This window comes from Streptomyces sp. NPDC006544, from assembly GCF_040611715.1.
In the GTDB taxonomy this organism is placed as follows: Bacteria; Actinomycetota; Actinomycetes; order Streptomycetales; family Streptomycetaceae; genus Streptomyces.
In genome coordinates, this window is the sequence record NZ_JBEXOV010000016.1 from 47,450 (window position 1) to 63,976 (window position 16,527).

General features: G+C 73.2%; 17 protein-coding genes. 5 read left to right on the top strand and 12 right to left on the bottom strand.

Annotated elements, in window-relative coordinates; all coding sequences use genetic code 11:
* Window positions 1-151: 151 nt before the first annotated feature.
* From ABZY44_RS10725 to ABZY44_RS10735, 3 genes are all read right to left on the bottom strand, one after another.
* Window positions 152-976: an inositol monophosphatase family protein gene (locus tag ABZY44_RS10725; protein WP_356652097.1), complete on the bottom strand. Its 825-nt coding sequence runs from the start codon at window positions 974-976 to the stop codon at window positions 152-154.
* Between the two features lie 365 nt (window positions 977-1,341).
* Window positions 1,342-1,524, bottom strand: coding sequence for a hypothetical protein (locus ABZY44_RS10730; RefSeq protein ID WP_356652099.1), 183 nt, complete (start codon window positions 1,522-1,524; stop codon window positions 1,342-1,344).
* 130 nt (window positions 1,525-1,654) lie between these two features.
* Complete coding sequence (locus tag ABZY44_RS10735) at window positions 1,655-4,096, bottom strand: tetratricopeptide repeat protein (protein ID WP_356652101.1); 2,442 nt, start codon at window positions 4,094-4,096, stop codon at window positions 1,655-1,657.
* A gap of 191 nt (window positions 4,097-4,287) precedes the next feature.
* Between ABZY44_RS10735 and ABZY44_RS10740 the strand changes: the two genes are divergently transcribed.
* From ABZY44_RS10740 to ABZY44_RS10750, 3 genes are all read left to right on the top strand, one after another.
* Window positions 4,288-4,743, top strand: a complete 456-nt coding sequence (locus tag ABZY44_RS10740; protein WP_356652207.1) for a carboxymuconolactone decarboxylase family protein — start codon at window positions 4,288-4,290, stop codon at window positions 4,741-4,743.
* 68 nt (window positions 4,744-4,811) lie between these two features.
* On the top strand, window positions 4,812-5,294 hold the full coding sequence (locus ABZY44_RS10745) for a DUF1801 domain-containing protein (RefSeq protein WP_356652103.1): 483 nt from the start codon (window positions 4,812-4,814) through the stop codon (window positions 5,292-5,294).
* 126 nt (window positions 5,295-5,420) lie between these two features.
* Window positions 5,421-5,567 (top strand): hypothetical protein, encoded by a 147-nt coding sequence (locus ABZY44_RS10750; RefSeq protein WP_356652105.1) that lies wholly within the window; start codon window positions 5,421-5,423, stop codon window positions 5,565-5,567.
* Between the two features lie 54 nt (window positions 5,568-5,621).
* Here the strand turns inward: ABZY44_RS10750 and ABZY44_RS10755 are convergent, their stop codons facing one another.
* The 7 genes from ABZY44_RS10755 to ABZY44_RS10785 form a co-directional block, all read right to left on the bottom strand.
* The gene (locus tag ABZY44_RS10755) at window positions 5,622-6,623 is read right to left on the bottom strand and encodes a TIGR03842 family LLM class F420-dependent oxidoreductase (protein WP_356652107.1); all 1,002 of its coding nucleotides are present in this window, start codon (window positions 6,621-6,623) and stop codon (window positions 5,622-5,624) included.
* A gap of 56 nt (window positions 6,624-6,679) precedes the next feature.
* Window positions 6,680-8,080: a dihydropyrimidinase gene (gene hydA, locus ABZY44_RS10760; RefSeq protein WP_356652109.1), complete on the bottom strand. Its 1,401-nt coding sequence runs from the start codon at window positions 8,078-8,080 to the stop codon at window positions 6,680-6,682.
* A gap of 17 nt (window positions 8,081-8,097) precedes the next feature.
* The gene (locus tag ABZY44_RS10765) at window positions 8,098-9,393 is read right to left on the bottom strand and encodes an aspartate aminotransferase family protein (protein ID WP_356652111.1); all 1,296 of its coding nucleotides are present in this window, start codon (window positions 9,391-9,393) and stop codon (window positions 8,098-8,100) included.
* The gene (locus ABZY44_RS10770; RefSeq protein WP_356652113.1) at window positions 9,390-10,232 is read right to left on the bottom strand and encodes a nitrilase-related carbon-nitrogen hydrolase; all 843 of its coding nucleotides are present in this window, start codon (window positions 10,230-10,232) and stop codon (window positions 9,390-9,392) included. Before ABZY44_RS10770 ends, ABZY44_RS10765 begins: the two co-directional genes overlap by 4 nt.
* Before the next feature lie 407 nt (window positions 10,233-10,639).
* Window positions 10,640-11,041: a PPOX class F420-dependent oxidoreductase gene (locus ABZY44_RS10775; protein ID WP_356652115.1), complete on the bottom strand. Its 402-nt coding sequence runs from the start codon at window positions 11,039-11,041 to the stop codon at window positions 10,640-10,642.
* A 50-nt stretch (window positions 11,042-11,091) separates the two neighbouring features.
* A complete protein-coding gene (locus tag ABZY44_RS10780) occupies window positions 11,092-11,283 on the bottom strand; it encodes a hypothetical protein (RefSeq protein WP_356652117.1) in 192 nt (63 codons plus the stop codon).
* A 111-nt stretch (window positions 11,284-11,394) separates the two neighbouring features.
* Window positions 11,395-11,646, bottom strand: a complete 252-nt coding sequence (locus ABZY44_RS10785; protein WP_356652119.1) for a helix-turn-helix transcriptional regulator — start codon at window positions 11,644-11,646, stop codon at window positions 11,395-11,397.
* Window positions 11,647-11,710: 64 nt separating this feature from the next.
* Between ABZY44_RS10785 and map the strand changes: the two genes are divergently transcribed.
* On the top strand, window positions 11,711-12,478 hold the full coding sequence (gene map, locus ABZY44_RS10790) for a type I methionyl aminopeptidase (protein WP_356652121.1): 768 nt from the start codon (window positions 11,711-11,713) through the stop codon (window positions 12,476-12,478).
* A 131-nt stretch (window positions 12,479-12,609) separates the two neighbouring features.
* Here the strand turns inward: map and ggt are convergent, their stop codons facing one another.
* A complete protein-coding gene (ggt, locus tag ABZY44_RS10795) occupies window positions 12,610-14,418 on the bottom strand; it encodes a gamma-glutamyltransferase (RefSeq protein WP_356652123.1) in 1,809 nt (602 codons plus the stop codon).
* A gap of 114 nt (window positions 14,419-14,532) precedes the next feature.
* Between ggt and ABZY44_RS10800 the strand changes: the two genes are divergently transcribed.
* Window positions 14,533-15,258 carry a hypothetical protein gene (locus ABZY44_RS10800; protein ID WP_356652124.1) on the top strand — a complete coding sequence of 242 codons (726 nt, stop codon included), beginning with the start codon at window positions 14,533-14,535 and terminating at the stop codon, window positions 15,256-15,258.
* Here ABZY44_RS10800 and ABZY44_RS10805 read toward each other — a convergent pair.
* On the bottom strand, window positions 15,218-16,504 hold the full coding sequence (locus ABZY44_RS10805; protein WP_356652126.1) for a cytochrome P450: 1,287 nt from the start codon (window positions 16,502-16,504) through the stop codon (window positions 15,218-15,220). The genes ABZY44_RS10800 and ABZY44_RS10805 overlap by 41 nt on opposite strands.
* Window positions 16,505-16,527 lie beyond the last annotated feature (23 nt).

Genomic DNA, 16,527 nt, shown 5'->3' on the forward strand with positions numbered 1-16,527 from the left:
CTTCGTCCGGCGGCGCCACCGCCCCCAGGGTATTGCGCCTGTCTATACGCGAATTCCGTGGGGTGTGCGAGGTCTGCGAACTCCACGGGTTCCAAGTGCTGGGTCGATCAGGCCGGTTCCCCGCTTCGCACACCCTCCTGCGGTCATGGCCTCACTCTCCTCTGAGCAGCTCGCGGATGCGTACCGCCGTGGCTTCGTCCCGGCCCACCGCGAAGGGCAGCGCGTTGTCCCGGTCCACCCGGAAGGGGACCCGGTCGACGGTGCTCTGCGCGCCGCCCGCCTCCGCGACCAGGAGCAGCCCGGCCGCGTGGTCCCAGGCCGACGGCCAGCTGAAGGCCAGGCCGTCCATCTCGCCCCGGGCCACCCGCAGGTACTCCAGTCCGGCCGAACCGCACGGGCGGGCGGCCACTCCCGGCACGTCCAGGCGCGCCAGCGACCGCCGCTCGTCCTCGGAGGTGTAGAGCGGGTGGGCGGTGGCCACGCGCAGTTCGGCGCCCCGCTCCGGCGAACCGCTGTGGATGCGCACGCCGTTGACGTACGCTCCCCGCCCGCGCACGGCGGTGGCCATCTCCTCGAGCGCCGGGGCGAAGGTCCAGGACGCGAGTATCTCCCCGCGGTGCGCGAGCGCGACGAGGGTGCAGAACGCCGGGTCGCCGTGCACGAACTGCCGGGTGCCGTCGACCGGGTCCACGATCCACACCGGGGCGTCCGCGCGCAGCGCCTCGTACACCGTCGGGTCGATGTGCACCGCTTCCTCGCCGACCACCGCGGAGCCGGGCAGCAGCCGCGTCAGCTCGGCCGTGAGGTACTCCTCGGCCTTGCGGTCGGCGTCGGTCACCAGGTCGTGCGGGCCGCTCTTCTGGTCCACCTCGTGGTCGGCGAGCTGGCGGAACCTCGGCATGATCTCGATCGCCGCCGCCTTGCGGACGGCCTCGTCGACGGCTGACAGGTCTCGGGCGAGGAATTCTTCGATCATGTCTCCAGCAAAGCACGGCCGGCTGACAATCCCCACCGGCAGAGCCGTCGGGCCGCCGGACCCCGGGTGGACCGCGGGTGAACGCGCCGCCCGGCGCGACCCGCGGGACCGGCCGGTCCGGCGCCCCCCGAAGGCCCGGCGCCGCGCGGCGGGCCTGTTCGCCACCGCGGCCGCGTTCCTTCTCGCCGCTCCGGCCGTGCCCGTGGGCGCCGCGTCCGTACCGCCTTCGCTGCCCGCGCCGAACGCCGCCGGGCTGACCTTGCGGAGCCGGTCGGTCGCCGCGGGCCGGAGCGAGCGCACGGGCGACGCCAGCCGCCGGCCACCCGGCCCTGCCGGGCCGGACGGCCGGACGCGCCGTCCTCGGGCTACCGGGCGTCCTGAAGGTGGTCGGGGCCCGCCTGGTCCTGCGGGGCCAGGTGCTCGGACCGGCCGTCGACGAGGCCCTGCGGCGCGACGCTGCTGTGGTTGTCCGCGAGGGCCGGGGCCGCGCCCAGGGCGGTCAGGGCGAAGGCGGCGGTGGCGGCTACGGCTGCGGCTCTGATGTTCACGGTGGTCCCCCCGGGTCCGGCCGGCCCTCGGGCGGACCGGCTCCGGAACCAGGCTGTCAGGACCGGGCGCCGTCCTGCAACAGCGTCGGGAGGATCTCCTCCCGCGGACCGCACCGGTCCGCCGCTCCCGTCAGGGATCGATCCCCCTGAGGACGGCCCGGCCCGCCGCGCGGTGCCCGGCGGCCGCGGCCGGGTCGGTCGCGTCGAGCACGGTCGCGATCCCCTCGTGGGCCAGCGCCTCCTCGTGCCGGTTCCCCAGCCTCGGGGCCAGCTCCAGGGCATCCCGGTGGAGCCGCAGGGCCTCCTCGGGCAGGCCCGCCAGGCGGCAGGTCTCGGCGTACCCGTTGAGGAAACGGATCTTCCAGTGCTCCTCGAACAGCTCGTCCAGCAGCGCGAACGCCTCCCGGTGGCAGGCCAGCGCCTCCTCGAAACGGCCCATCCGGCGCAGCGCGACACCCTGACAGTTGAGGCACCACGCCTCGTTGTTCATGTGCCCGTCCTCGCGGGCCAGTTCCAGCGCCCGGCGCAGGTGGTCCAGCGCCTCCTCGGGAGCCTCGGCGGCGAGGGCCACGCCGAGGGTGATCCGGGCCGTCAGCGTGGGCGGCCACGCGGGATCCGCGTGCGGGACGGCCAGCACCTCCCGGGCCCGCCGCGCCGCCCGGTCGCCCTCTCCGAGCTGCAGCAGCGCCCAGGCCTCCGACGCGGCGGCGTGCGCCGCGCCCGTCGGACAGCCGATCCGCTCGTAGGACTCCCGGGCCCACCCGAAGAGTTCGAGCGCCCCCTCGACGCTCCCCTCCTCCCACGTCACATAGCCTCGCCGCATGGCGAGTTCGGCCTCGGACAGCGAACCGCCCGTCTCCGGCATCCCGCGTCGGGCCGCTTCGTACGCCGCGCCCGCCTCCGCCATCCGGCCCGCGTTGTAGCGCGCGAATCCCAGATCGCTGTGCGCCTCGGCCAGTTGCAGCGGATCACCGATGCGCTCCGCGGCCGTCAGTGACCGCTCGAAGAGGAAGTTGAGGTGCGTGGTACCGCACCGCCGCGCGAAGTACGCCCGGAGGAAGCGCGGCAGCTCGCACACGTGCGCGTCCGCCCCGACGGCGACCGCCGTCTCGAAGGCCGCGATCATCGCCTCGTACTCGTCGGTGAGCCAGGCCAGGGCCGCGTGCTTGTCCGCGAACCGCGGCAGCTCGGCCGGCGGCCGGCCCGCGGTGACCGCCCGGCCGGGCGAGAGGACCGGCATCGCGGCGTCGGCGGCGGCCGCCGCGTGCACGTAGAAGTCGAGGAAACGCCCCAGCGCCCGGCCCCGCTCGGCCTGCGAGTCCTGCTGCTCGCAGGCCCGCCGCGCGTGCTGGTGCACCAGGTCGTGCAGCCGGTAGCGGCCCGCCGTCGGCTGCTGGACCAGGTGCGCGTCGAGCAGGTCCTCGAGCATCGCCCGGGCACTGCGGAGCGGCACGTCCGCCAGGGCGGCGGCCGCGTACGCGTCGAAGGAGGTACCGGGCAGCAGGCCCAGCATCCGGAACAGCCGGGCCTGGGCCCGGTCCAGTTGCTTCACGGACATGGCGAACGCGGTGTCGAACTCGCTCGCGCCCTCCGCCAGCCGCTCGACGAGGATGCCCGCGGTCCAGCCCGGCCGGTGCCTCAGCCGTGCCGCGGCGAGCCTGAGCGCCAGCGGCAGGTGCCCGCACAGCCGCAGCACCTCGGCGGCGGACTCCGGATCGCGGCCCAGCCTGCTCCCGGGGCCGGCCGGATCGCCGCTCGCGCGGGACAGCAGCTCCGCGCTCTCCTCGGGGCTCAGGACGTCCAGCGACACCGGGGGCACGTCGTCGAGGCCCAGCAGCCGGTTGCGGCTCGTGATCAGCACCACGGAGGGCCCGGCGCCGGGCAGCAGCGGGCGGACCTGGTCGGCGTCGGCGGCGTTGTCGAACACCACGACGGCCCGCCGCCCGGCCAGCTCCGCCCGCCAGCAGGCGGCCAGCTGCTCGATGCCCTCCTGCGGGACCTTCTCCGACGGTACGTCCAGCGCGCCGAGCAGCATCCGCAGGGCGGAACCGGGGTCGAGCGGCTCCCGTCCCTCGGTGAACCCGTGCAGGTCCACGTAGAGCTGCGCGTCCGGGTAGTCGGCGGCGAGCCGGTGCGCGGCGTGCACGGCCAGGCAGGTCTTGCCGACGCCCGCCATCCCGTCGACGGCGACCATCTGATGACTCTGCAACGCGGCTGTCAGCGCATCCAGCTGCTCGGTCCTGCCCGTGAAATCGGCGACGTCGCGCGGCAGTTCGTTACGAGGTCTCGGCTGGACCTGCCGACTGGCCTTCGGGGGCGCCGGCAACGGGTTCGCGGACCGCTCCCACAGGGGCCGCAGGGGCCGGGGGTCGCGCTTCACGATCCGGCACAGGGCGATCACCGCGGGCCAGGGCGGCACGGTCTGCCCGCCGAGGTAGCGCGAGAGCGACGAGGAACTGAGCCCGGTGTCCCTGGCGAGGGCCCGTACGCCGAGGCCGGACAGCTCCCGCAGCGACCTGAGCCGGGCCGCCAACTCCGCTTGTGGGTCATCGCTCGCCGTCCGCTGTTCCACGTCCACCGCTTCCCCCGTACCCCTGTCCCGCTGTGCCAGAAGTATTCGGGCCCGTGTCTGCGCTGGTCAAGGACGGTGCGCCTGTCCCGGGCCGTCCCACGGCCGTCGTCACGTCGCGCCGCGGCGGCTGTCATGGAGTCACACCCCGGGGAGAACGGGGCACGGTGGACCGACAAGAGGAGCAGACCGCGATGCAGGCTCGTATGCAGAATCCCGCCGTCGTACTGTCCGACGCGATGCGCCCCGTCCAGGAGATCTTCAAGGCGGTCCACTCCGGTGGTGTGGACGGCCAGGTCCTCGAGCTGGTGCACCTGCGGGTCAGCCAGATCAACGGGTGCAGCGCCTGCGTCGACGGCGGCACCCGGACGGCCCGCAAGGCCGGCGTGAGCGACGAGCGCCTGGCCACGGTCGTCGCCTGGCGCGAGGCCCCGTACTTCACCGACGAGGAGCGCGCCGCCCTCGACCTGGCCGAGGCCGCGACGCGCATGGCCGATCGCCCCGACCCGGTGAGCGACGAGGTCTGGGACACGGCCGCGACGTACTTCGACGAGAAGCAGCTCGCCGCGATCGTCCTGATGGTCGGCGTCACGAACATGTTCAACCGCCTCAACGCCACGACCCGTCAGATCGCGGGGGCCTGGGGCTGAGTCCCCACACCCCGCACACGGCGACCCGTACACGACCGACCGATCCGAATCCCGGGAGGGAACCCGCCATGACCGCCCCGCAGAAGAGCACCGCCGAGACGACCACCACGACGACCCGGACGTACGAGGGGTTCACGGACGACGAGCGGGAGGCGATGAAGGAGCGCGCCAAGGAGCTGAAGCTGTCCGCCCGCACCGGCTCGCGCGCCGCCAAGGCGGCTCAGGAGGAGGCGGCGGTCCTGGCGAAGATCGCCGAGATGCAGGACTCCGACCGTGCCATGGCCGAACGCGTCCACGCGATCGTCAGGGCGAGCGCCCCCGCCCTCGCGCCGAAGCTCTGGTACGGCATGCCCTCGTACGCCAGGGACGGCAAGGTCGTCTGCTTCTTCCAGAGCGCCGAGAAGTTCAAGGCCCGCTACGCGACCCTCGGCTTCAGCGACCAGGCGCACCTCGACGAGGGCGCGATGTGGGCCACGTCCTTCGCCCTGAGGGAACTGACCCCGGCCGACGAGACCCGTATCGCAGCCCTGATCGGGACGGCGGCGCGCTGAGCTCCGGCCGGTGGCCCACCCGCGGGGCCGGGGGGCGGGGCGCCCCATCGGATCGGCGCGGTCGGTTGACCGCGCCGATCCGGGGTACGAGCGAGGCCTCGGACGTCGACCCCCAGGGAGGGCACCATGGCAGGATTGCTCGCCAGGCTCAAGGAGTTCAGTCGCAGCCCGCAGGGGCGGCGGACCATCGAGTCGGCCCGCCGGGCGGCCGCCGATCCGCGGAGGCGCGCTCAGGCCCGCGGCCTCCTCGCCCGGCTGCGCGGACGGCACTGAGACCACCTCGGCTGAACCGGCCCGGCCGGTTCAGCCGTTCAGCCGTTCAGCCGTTCAGCCGTTCAGCGCTGGGATGATCTGCCGGCCGTAGGTGTCGATCACAGCCTCCCGCGCGTCGTGCATCGCGTAGAGCGCGAACTGGTCCACGCCCAGGTCGCGCAGGGCGCGGAGCTTCTCGATGTGCGCCTCGGCCGGGCCCAGCAGGCAGAAGCGGTCGACGATCTCGTCCGGGACGAAGTCGGTGGACGGGTTTCCGGCTCGGCCGTGGTGGCTGTAGTCGTAGCCCTGGCGGGACTTGACGTACTCGGTGAGCTCGTCCGGGACCATCGAGGAGTGCTCGCCGTAGCGGGAGACCAGGTCGGCGACATGGTTGCCGACCATGCCGCCGAACCAGCGGCACTGGTCCCGGGCGTGCGCGAGGTCGTCGCCGACGTACGCGGGCGCCGCCACGCAGATGGTGATCGAGCCAGGGTCTCGGCCTGCCTCCGCGGCGGCCTCGCGGACCGCCTTGATCATCCACTCGGTGAGGTAGGGGTCCGCGAGTTGCAGGATGAACCCGTCGGCCTTCTGCCCGGCGAGCGCGAGGGCCCTGGGCCCGTACGCGGCCATCCAGACCGGGAGCTTCCCGTCCGTGATCCAGGGGATCCGGATCGGATTGCCGTCCACCCGGGCCTCGCGGCCCTCCGCCAGGTCGCGGATGACGCCCATGGCCTCGCCGAGGCGGGCCAGGGTGTTCGGTGCGCGGCCGGCGACGCGCATCGCGGAGTCGCCGCGGCCGATCCCGCAGACCGTGCGGTTGCCGTACATGTCGTTGAGGGTGGCGAAGGTGGAGGCGGTCACCTCCCAGGTGCGCGTCCCCGGATTGGTGACCATCGGACCCACGTGCATGCGCTGGGTGTTGGCCAGGATCTGGCTGTAGATGACGAAGGGTTCCTGCCAGAGGACTGCCGAGTCGAAGGTCCAGCCGTAGCGGAAGCCGTTGCGTTCGGCGCGCTTCATGAGGCTGACGACCTGGGAGGCGGGCGGGTCGGTCTGGAGGACGAGGCCGAAGTCCATGTACTGGCTGCTCCTTGCTGCGTGCCGCGCAGTGCGGTGCGTGCGGTGCGGTGTACTTACAGGTACTGGCAGTTGGAGCGCGGGATGAAGGCTCCGTGGCCGGCCCGGCCGGTGTACTCGCGCCGGTCGATGACGAGTTCGCCGCGCGAGAGGACCGTGTCGACGCGTCCGGTGATCCGCTTGCCCTCGTACGCCGAGTAGTCCACGTTCATGTGGTGCGTCTCGGCGGAGATGACCTGCTCGGCGTGCGGATCGTAGAGGACGATGTCGGCGTCGGATCCCGGCGCGATGGTGCCCTTCTGCGGGTAGAGGCCGAACATCCGGGCCGGGCCGGCGCACGCGATCTCGATCCAGCGGCGGCGGCTGATGTGCCCGTCCAGGACGGCCTGGTGGAGGAGGTCCATGCGGTTCTCGACCCCCGGCAGGCCGTTCGGGATCTTCGAGAAGTCGCCCCGGCCCAGCTCCTTCTGGCCGCGGAAGCAGAAGGGGCAGTGGTCGGTGGAGACCACCTGGAGGTCGTTCGTGCGCAGGCCGCGCCAGAGGGCCGCCTGGTGCTCGCGGGGGCGCAGGGGGGTGGAGCAGACGTACTTGGCGCCCTGGAAATCGGGCTCTTCGAGGTTGTCGGTGGACAGGAAGAGGTACTGGGGACAGGTCTCGCCGAAGACCGGCAGTCCCTTGTCGCGCGCGGCCGCCAGCTCGGCCACCGCCTCCTGCGCCGAGACGTGGACCACGTAGAGGGGGGAGCCGGCCACGCGTGCCAGCTGGATGGCACGGTGCGTGGCCTCCGCCTCCAGCAGCACCTTGCGGACCTCGCCGTGGTGGCGCGGGTCCGTCTCCCCGCGTGCCAGGGCCTGTTCGACGAGGACGTCGATCGCGATGCCGTTCTCGGCGTGCATCATGATCAACCCGCCGTTGCCGGAGGCCCGTTGCATGGCGCGCAGGATCTGCCCGTCGTCGCTGTAGAAGACGCCCGGGTAGGCCATGAACAGCTTGAAGGAGGTGACCCCCTCCCCCACCAGGTGGTCCATCTCCTTCAGGGTCCGCTCGTTGACGTCCGAGAGGATCATGTGGAAGGCGTAGTCGACGGCGCACTGGCCGTCGGCCTTGGCGTACCAGGTGTCGAGGCCCTCGCGCAGGGAGTGGCCCGGCGTCTGGACGGCGAAGTCCACGATGGTGGTGGTGCCGCCCCAGGCGGCGGCGCGTGTGCCGGTCTCGAAGGTGTCGGAGGCCGCGGTGCCGCCGAAGGGCAGCTCCATGTGGGTGTGGGCGTCGACGCCGCCGGGGATGACGTACTTCCCGCTCGCGTCGATCGTCCGGTCGGCCGTCCAGGCCTCGGCCGCCGCCGAGCCGTGTGCGGCGAGGGCGGCGACCCGGCCGTCCTCGATGAGGACGTCGGCGTGGAGTTCGTCGGCGGCCGTGATGACGAGACCGCCGGTGATCAGGGTGCGGATGCTCATGTACGTCTCCCTCGTGGCTAGTTGAGGCTGCGCAGGGCCTCGGCGAGGATGTCGGCGCCCTCTTCCGCCTCGGCGACGGTGAGGGAGAGCGGTGGCGCGATGCGCAGGACGCTCGTGTTGTACCCGCCGCCCTTGCCGAGCAGCAGGCCTCCGGCGCGGGCGGCCTCCAGTACGGCGGCAGCCGCGTCCGGGTCGGCCTGGTCGGTACCGGGCCTGGTGAGCTCCAGCCCGGCCATCAGGCCCCTGCCGCGTACCTCCCGGACGGCGGGCACGGTCGCTGCGATCGCGCGCAGCCGCTCCAGCAGCAGGCCGCCCACGCGGCGGGCGTTGCCCTGGAGGTCGTGCTCGAGCAGGTACGCGAGGTTCGCGACGCCGGCCGCCATGGTGACGGGCGAGCCGCCGAAGGTGGAGATGGAGTTGGAGTCGAGGCAGTTCATCACCTCGGCGCGGGCCACGACCCCGCCGATGGACATGCCGTTGCCGATGCCCTTGGCGAAGGTCAGGATGTCCGGCGGGCCGTTCTGGGCGTGGGCCTGCCAGCCCCAGAAGTGCTCGCCCGTGCGACCCCAGCCGGTCTGCACCTCGTCGCTGATCCACAGGATGCCGTGGCGGTCGAGGACCTCGCGGAAGGCCCCGTAGAGCCCGTCGGGCGGGGAGGTGAAGCCGCCGACGCCCTGGATCGGCTCGGCGATGAGCGCGGCGAGGCCGCCGCGGGCCTGGCCGAGGACGTCTTCGAGGTCGGCGACGCAGGCCGCGGTGAAATCGGCGTCGTTCAGGTGCGCGAAGGGGCCGCGGGAGCGGACGCCGCCGTGCACGTAGTACGTCTGGAGCGGCGAGAGGCTGGTCGGGGACCAGCCGCGGTTGCCGGTGATCGATACGGTGGAGAAGGACCGGCCGTGGTAGCTGTTGCGCATCGCCAGGATCTGGTTGGAGCGGCGGTACGTCGTGGCGAGCAGCAGGGCGGTGTCGTTGGCCTCGGTGCCGGAGGTGGTGAAGAAGACCCGGGCGTCCGGGATCGAGGACAACGCGGCGACGCGCTCGGCCAGTTCGATCATCGGCCGGTTCAGGTACAGGGTCGACGAGTGGATGATCCGGCCGGCCTGTTCGGAGACGGCCTTGGTGACCTCGGGCAGGGCGTGGGCGGTCATCGTGGTGAGGATGCCGCCGAAGAAGTCCAGGTAGCGGTTGCCGTCGGCGTCCCAGACGTGGCGGCCTTCGCCGTGGGTGAGCTCGATGGGGCGGTCGTAGTAGAGCGCGAGCCAGTCGGGCAGTACGGTGCGGTGCCGGCTGTGCAGGGGGATCGGGTTGGTCACGGGTGAACGAGCCCTCCGTAGGCGTCGGGGCGACGGTCGCGGTAGAAGGCCCACTGGTCGCGGACCTCCTTGATCAGGTCGAAGTCGAGGTCGCGGACGAGGAGTTCCTCTTCCTTGTCGCTGGCGACCTCCCCGACGAACTGGCCGCGCGGGTCGACGAAGTAGCTGGTGCCGTAGAAGTCGTTGTCGCCGTACTCCTCTTGGCCGACGCGGTTGATCGCGGCGATGAAGTACTCGTTGGCGACGGCGGAGGCGGGCTGCTCCAGCTGCCACAGGTACGCGGACAGGCCTCGGGAGGTGGCGGACGGGTTGTAGACCAACTGAGCGCCCGCGAGGCCGAGTTGGCGCCACCCCTCGGGGAAGTGGCGGTCGTAGCAGATGTTGACGCCGACCCGTCCGACGGCGGTGTCGAAGACGGGCCAGCCGAGGTTGCCCGGGCGGAAGTAGTACTTCTCCCAGAATCCCTTGACCTGGGGGATGTGGTGCTTGCGGTACTTGCCGAGGTAGCTGCCGTCGGCGTCGATGACGGCGGCGGTGTTGTAGTAGAAGCCCTCGGACTCCAGCTCGAAGACCGGTACGACGATCACCATGCCGGTCTCGCGGGCCAGCGCCGTCATCCGCTGGACGGTAGGACCGTCGGGGACGGCCTCGGCCCATCGGTAGTGCTCGGGCTCCTGGACCTGACAGAAGTACGGGGCGTTGAAGACTTCCTGGAAGCCGATGATCTTCGCGCCCTGAGCAGCGGCCCGGCGGGCGTGCTCCTCGTGTTTCGCGATCATCGACTCGGTGTCCCCGGTCCAGGTGGCCTGGACCAGTGCGGCGCGGACGACTTGGGCCATGAGCTGCTCCTCGCGACGGGTACGCCGGCTTCCACGCACGTAGAGGGGTGCACGGCCGCGCGTAGGGAGTTGAAGGTAGGCCTCGCTACAGCGCGGGGCAAGACCGCCGTGCGCGGTTGGAGTAGTCGATCAAGATTCGCCCGGGATGGCGGCCGATACGCCGGTGATGCGGTGCGGATACGCCGGCACGTGATCATTTGCGGTCAGGGGCGGGCGGCTTCGCGACGCGCGCTCCGCAGTCGGCCGGCCCGAGCGCGGCGGCGGCCGCCGCGAACCCGGCGGTCGGCAGCGAGGCCGTCTCCCGGAGCGGGGTGGCCCGGTCGGCCCCGGCCCGGTCGGCCCCGGCCCACCCCGACTCCCACCCGGGCAGGGGACCTCACCCGTGGTACGGGCGGGCTACGGGCGTCTCAGGGCTGGACGGCAGACGGGGCGAACGCGACCTCGATCGCGGTGTGCGGCCGCTTGCCCCGGCGGAACACGGCGGCCGGTACGTCGACCATCCAGAACTGCCACGTGTACTTGCGCGACATGAGCCCGCGTACCCGCCTCAGCCCCGCCTCGTCCAGCAGCCGCGCCTCGCCCTCCCTCGGCTCGGCACCCTCGGCCACCCGGCCGCGCACGTCACACGCGACCACCGTCACCCGCCCGTCGTTGCGGATGCGCTTGACCTTCCACGAGTCGCTGCGCGTCCACACGTACAGCTCACCGCCGTCCGCCACCGCCCACACCGGCGTAGCCACCGGTGTCCCGTCCTTGCGGAAGGTGGTGAGACTGACGTACCGCGCCTTGCCCAGCTCCTCGAGCGTCATGCGCCAACCCTATGCGGAACGAACCGTCCGCTCCCCGCCGGCCGCGATCATCAGCCGTGCGTGCCGGAGCCGGGTGCGGCCGGCGACGACGCCCGGGGGGCGGAGGACCAGTCCTCCTCGGACTCGGCGCGGGCCCGGCCTTCGGGGGCGGCGCATGCCGCGAGCAGCAGGCCGCCCGCGAGGAGGGCGCCGACGACGCCGAGACCGAGTCGCTCGGATGCGGATGCGTTGATGTCTGGCACGGGTTCACGCTTGCCCCGCGCGCTGCCCTCCCCACCGCCGATTGAGCCGTTCGGACGCCGCGCCCGCCCGAACGGCGAGGCTGCGGAGGCCGATCGGCCGAGGCGGCCGTGTCAGACCGGCACGAAGGCGCAGCGCCGCAGCACTTCGTCCAGCGAGAGCCCCAGCGCCCCGGCGAGGGCCGCCACCGTGAAGAAGGCGGGCGTCGGAGCCCGCCCGGTCTCGATCTTTCGGAGCGTCTCCGCGGAGAGCCCGGCGCTGGCCGCGACCTCGACCATGCTGCGGCCGCCGCGGGCCGCGCGCAACAGCGCGCCCAGGCGCTCGCCGCGCTCGCGTTCTTCGGGGGTGAGGGGGGTTCGGACCATGGCTCCATCCTACCTCGGAGACCAATAACTATCCCGTTACAGTTATACCGGTATAGTTATTGGCATGGTGGAACTGAAGACAGACCGATCGATCGACGAGATGCGCGCCGCCGGCCGCGTCGTCGCGCACGCCCTCGCGGCCGCCCGGGACCGGGCGGACGTCGGCGTATCCCTACTGGAGCTCGACCGGGTGGCCCGCGAGGTGCTGAGGGAGGCGGGCGCCAGCTCGCCCTTCCTCGGATACCGGCCGCGGTTCGCGCCCGTGCCCTTCCCCGCGGTCCTCTGCGTCTCCGTCAACGACGCCATCGTCCACGGCATCCCCGACGGTTACCTGCTGCGCGACGGCGACCTGGTCAGCGTCGACTGCGGGGCGAAGCTGGGCGGCTGGGTCGGCGACGCGGCCGTCAGCTTCACCGTCGGCCGGGCCCGCCCCGCCGACCTGCGGCTCATCGAGACCGCCGAGGCCGCCCTCGCGGCGGGGATCGCCGCCGCACGCCCCGGCAACCGCGTCGGGGACATCGCGCACGCCATCGGCACGCTCTGCCGCGCCGCCGGCTACGGCATCCCCGACGGATTCGGCGGCCACGGCGTCGGGCGCTCCATGCACGAGGAGCCGGGCGTGCCCAACGAGGGCCCCGCCGGGCGGGGTACGAAGCTGCGCGCCGGCATGGTGATCGCCATCGAGCCGATGCTGATCGCGGGCGGCACGGACGACTACGCCTGCGACGCGGACGGCTGGACCCTGCGGACCGTCGACGGCAGCCGCGCCGCGCACGCGGAGCACACGGTCGCGATCACCGAGGCCGGCCCCCGGATCCTCACCGCTCCGTAGCCGCGGCCGGGCGGGCGGCCAGGCGCGCGGGCGCGCGGGCCGCAATCACCGCACGGGCCGACCGGAGCCACCCGCACGGCCCCCGCCACGGCGCCGACCCCTGCCGCCCTGCGCCCTCGCCCCGGGGCCCGTTACGGCTTCCCGTGCGGGTGCACGACCATCGCCGCCCCGCCTCCGCGGCGGGTCGTCTCGGCGGCCGCCAGCCAGCGCCCGTCGGGCAGCCGCTGGACGCCGGTGGCCGCCCCGATCTCCGGGTTCTGCCGGAAGCCCTGGCCGAGGGCCTCCAACTCGGCGCGGACCGGGCTGTCCCACAGGCCCGGCTCCAGCTCCGTGGTGGTCTGGTTGCGCTGGCTGGCCCGCGGCGCGGCGATGGCGTCGACGAGCGGCAGGCCGCGGTCCAGGTGTCCGGTCAGCGTCTGGAGCACGGTGGTGATGATGGTCGCACCGCCCGGGGAGCCCACGGCCAGCACCGGCCGGCCGTCCTCCAGCACGATGGTCGGGGACATCGAGGAGCGCGGCCGCTTGCCGGGGCCGGGCAGGTTCGGGTCCGGGACGCCGGGGGCGGCCGGGGCGAAGGAGAAGTCGGTCAGCTCGTTGTTGAGCAGGAAGCCCCGGCCCGGGACGGTGATGGCGCTGCCACCGGTCGACTCGATGGTCAGGGTGTAGGAGACCACGTTGCCCCAGCGGTCGGCGACCGTCAGGTGCGTGGTGTTCTCACCCTCGTACGTGGTCGGGGCGGCCTTCCCGCCCGCGCCGCAGGCGACCGGGTGGCGAGGATCGCCCGGAGCGACCGGGCTCGTCAGCGCCTTGCCCGGGTCGATGAGGCAGCCGCGCGTGTCGGCGTACCGCTGCGAGAGCAGCTCCCGCGTCGGCACGTCCTCGGCGGCCGGGTCGCCGACCCAGCGCCCGCGGTCGGCGAAGGAGATCCGGGAGGCCTCGATGAAGCGGTGCAGGTACTGGGCTTCGGAGAGCTTCCCGAGGTCGCTGCGCTCCAGGATGTTCAGCGCCTCGCCGACGGTGGTGCCGCCGGAGGACGACGGGGCCATGCTGTAGACGTCCAGGCCGCGGTAGCCGACCCGGGTCGGTTCCTGCCGTTTGGTCCCGTAGGCCCGCAGGTCGGCGGTGGTCAGGTCGCCGGAGCGCACCACGCGGGTGGCCGCGGGGTCCACCGGGGGCGTACGGACGGCGCGCACGATGTCCTCGGCCAGCGGGCCGCGGTAGAGCGCGCCCGCGCCCTTGCGGCCGAGCTCGGCGTAGGTGTCCGCGAGGTCGGGGTTCTTGAAGGTGGAGCCGACCACGGGGAGGGCGCCGCCGGGCAGGAAGAGCTTCTTGGTGTCCGGGAAGTCCTTGAAGCGGTCCTGGTTCTGCTCCGTCTGCGCCCGGAAGGTGGCGTCGACGCCGAAGCCGTCGCGGGCCAGTTTCTCGGCGGGCGCGAGCAGTTGGGCCAGCGGCCGGGTGCCCCAGGACTCCAGCGCGCTCTGCCAGGTCGCCGGGGTGCCCGGGACTCCGACACCGCGACCGCTGGTCTGGCCCTCGGCGAAGGGGATGGGGACGCCGTTCTCCTGGAACAGCGTCGCCGTGGCGGTCGCCGGGGCGGTCTCGCGGCCGTCGATGGTCCGCACGCGGCCGGACCGGGCGTCGTAGTAGACGAAGTAGCCGCCCCCGCCGATCCCCGCGGAGTACGGCTCGGTGACGCCGAGCGCGGCGGCCGTGGCGACGGCGGCGTCCACGGCGTTGCCACCGGAGCGCAGGACGGCGATGCCGGCCGCGCTGGCGTCGGCGTCGACGCTGGCGACGGCTCCGCCGTAGCCGGTGGCCACCGGCACCTTGGCCGGCGTCCGGGCGGCTGCCTCCTGCGACGGCGGGGCGGCGGCGCCGGTGGAGACGAGCGCCCCGGCGAGTGCGACGAGGACTAACTGACGTGCGGCGGGACGACGCATCCGTACCTCCAGTAGACGGCCTGTCAGACCCCCTGGCCCAGGCCTAGGCTCGGCACTTTAACTTCACCGCACCCCCCGCGTCATGACGGCGCCGCGCGGGTTAACATCCGCGCCATGAACGACGACGTGCGCAACATCGTGCTGGGTGTGGTGGCCACCGCCGTCAGCGGTGGCTTCGGCTGGTTCGCCCGCACCTACCTGTGGCGCCGCGCACTGCGCCGCAAGCAGGCCTTCTTCGGGCTCCCGAACGGCTCCGACTGCCTGTTCGTGGTCAACCGGCAGATGGGCGGCACGGAGGGGTCGGTGCACCGCAACGACGCCTTCGCGCTCCTGGAGATATCCGCGCTGATCAAGGACTGCGGGGCGAACCTGCAGATCGTCTCGCACGACGGGGTCCGTCAGGGCTTCGGTGAGCGGGCCGAGTTCTGCGTCGGGGGGCCCGTCTCGAACGCGCGGACGGCGGCCCACCTCGCGTCCATGCTGCCGGGCGTCGCGGTGGACATCAGCACCGAGCCCGGTCCGGACCGGGGAGCGATCAAGGTCGGCGGGGAGTCGTACCGCTGGCAGCGCGGACAGGTGGAGTACGTGGTGCTCGCCCGGCTGACCACAGGCCGGGGGACCCGGCCGGTGTTCCTGATCTCGGGGCAGACCGCGATCAGCAACCAGGCCGGCGCCCGCTTCCTGGCCCGCCACCACGTGGAGATGGCCCGCCGGTACCGCACGGCGTCCTTCTGCGTGCTGCTGAAGGTGACCAACTCCGACGCCTACGGACCGGACGTGGCCGAGCTGCTGGTGGACGTCACGGAGGCGGCCCGGACACCCGTAGCGGCAGCCGTGTGACGCCGTTGATGAAGTTCGAGACCAACCGGCGCGGCGGGCCCGTCAGTTCGGGGGCGGGCATGAGGTCGCGCCACTCCTCGTAGAGGACGCGCAGCTGGAGCCGGGCGAAATGGGCGCCGAGGCAGACGTGCGGCCCGTCCCCGAAGGAGACGTGCGGGTTGGGGTCGCGGCCGAGGTCGAGGCGCCCCGGGCCGGCGAAGACGCGTTCGTCGTGGTTGGCGGAGGCGTGGAAGACCACCACCTTGTCCCCTGCCCGGATCCGCTGCCCGGCGAGCTCCGTGTCGGCGGCGGCGGTGCGCCGGAAGCTGAGCACCGGCGGGTGCACGCGCAGGAGTTCCTCGACGGCCCGGCCCGCCGGGACCCGCCCGTCCGCGAGTCCGGCGTACGCGCGGGGGTCCCCGGCCAGGGCCAGCAGTCCGCCGGGGGCCGCGCTGCGTACGGTGTCGTTGCCCGCGACGGTCAGCAGGAAGAAGAACATCTCCAGTTCCGCGTCCTCCAGCCCGGCGAGCGCGAGGGCGGTCATCACGTCGTCGGCGGGGCGCGCCCGCTTGGAGGCGGCCAGTTCGCGGGCGTACCCGAACATCTCGCCCAGCAGCGCCGGGGAGCGCGGGTTCAGCGGCTTCCCGTCCGGGCCGAGCGGCGGTGCGGGCGCGTCCTGCGGATCCTGGTAGCCGATGATCCGCACCGTCCACTCCAGGAGCAGACCCCGGTCGGCGGCCGGGACCCCCAGCAGGTCGGTGAGGTTCAGCAGCGCGTACTCGTCGGTGACCGCGCGCACCACGTCGGCGCTGCCGTCCTCGGCGCCGTCCCGGGCGGCGCGCAGCAGCGTACGGGCACGGTCGCGGACCCGGGAGGCGAAGGCGTCGACGCGGGCCGGAGTGAAGGCGCGGGCGACGGTCCGGCGCAGTTTCCCGTGCTCGGGGGGATCCTGGTTGAGCATGGTGCGCCGCAGGAAGGGCAGGTCGGCCGGGTCGGGGTCGCGGATCTGGGTGGCGCCCAGGCGGGAGGAGTACGTGGCGTGGTCGCGCAGGACCCGGACCACGTCGGCGTGCCGGGTGACGGCCCAGAATCCGGGGCCGGCGGGCCACCCGAGGACCTCCGGCTCGCGCTGCCAGGCCACCGGACGGTGGTCGCGCAGGAGGCGGTAGCGGTCGTGCGGGACGCCCTCGGCGTAGACGCGCGGGTCGAAGACGTCGGGGACGTCCCCCGGTCGCTCCCGGGTGACGGCGGGTCCTGGATGATCCATGGGCCCCACGGTGGCGGGACGCG

What these genes read in the sequence shown, in the direction of transcription:
- ABZY44_RS10725 (WP_356652097.1), bottom strand. Translation starts at nt 976, where the DNA reads ATGATCGAAGAATTCCTCGCCCGAGACCTGTCAGCCGTCGACGAGGCC.
- ABZY44_RS10740 (WP_356652207.1), top strand. Translation starts at nt 4,288, where the DNA reads ATGCAGGCTCGTATGCAGAATCCCGCCGTCGTACTGTCCGACGCGATG.
- ABZY44_RS10745 (WP_356652103.1), top strand. Translation starts at nt 4,812, where the DNA reads ATGACCGCCCCGCAGAAGAGCACCGCCGAGACGACCACCACGACGACC.
- ABZY44_RS10750 (WP_356652105.1), top strand. Translation starts at nt 5,421, where the DNA reads ATGGCAGGATTGCTCGCCAGGCTCAAGGAGTTCAGTCGCAGCCCGCAG.
- ABZY44_RS10755 (WP_356652107.1), bottom strand. Translation starts at nt 6,623, where the DNA reads ATGGACTTCGGCCTCGTCCTCCAGACCGACCCGCCCGCCTCCCAGGTC.
- hydA (WP_356652109.1), bottom strand. Translation starts at nt 8,080, where the DNA reads ATGAGCATCCGCACCCTGATCACCGGCGGTCTCGTCATCACGGCCGCC.
- ABZY44_RS10770 (WP_356652113.1), bottom strand. Translation starts at nt 10,232, where the DNA reads ATGGCCCAAGTCGTCCGCGCCGCACTGGTCCAGGCCACCTGGACCGGG.
- ABZY44_RS10775 (WP_356652115.1), bottom strand. Translation starts at nt 11,041, where the DNA reads ATGACGCTCGAGGAGCTGGGCAAGGCGCGGTACGTCAGTCTCACCACC.
- ABZY44_RS10785 (WP_356652119.1), bottom strand. Translation starts at nt 11,646, where the DNA reads ATGGTCCGAACCCCCCTCACCCCCGAAGAACGCGAGCGCGGCGAGCGC.
- map (WP_356652121.1), top strand. Translation starts at nt 11,711, where the DNA reads ATGGTGGAACTGAAGACAGACCGATCGATCGACGAGATGCGCGCCGCC.
- ggt (WP_356652123.1), bottom strand. Translation starts at nt 14,418, where the DNA reads ATGCGTCGTCCCGCCGCACGTCAGTTAGTCCTCGTCGCACTCGCCGGG.
- ABZY44_RS10800 (WP_356652124.1), top strand. Translation starts at nt 14,533, where the DNA reads ATGAACGACGACGTGCGCAACATCGTGCTGGGTGTGGTGGCCACCGCC.
- ABZY44_RS10805 (WP_356652126.1), bottom strand. Translation starts at nt 16,504, where the DNA reads ATGGATCATCCAGGACCCGCCGTCACCCGGGAGCGACCGGGGGACGTC.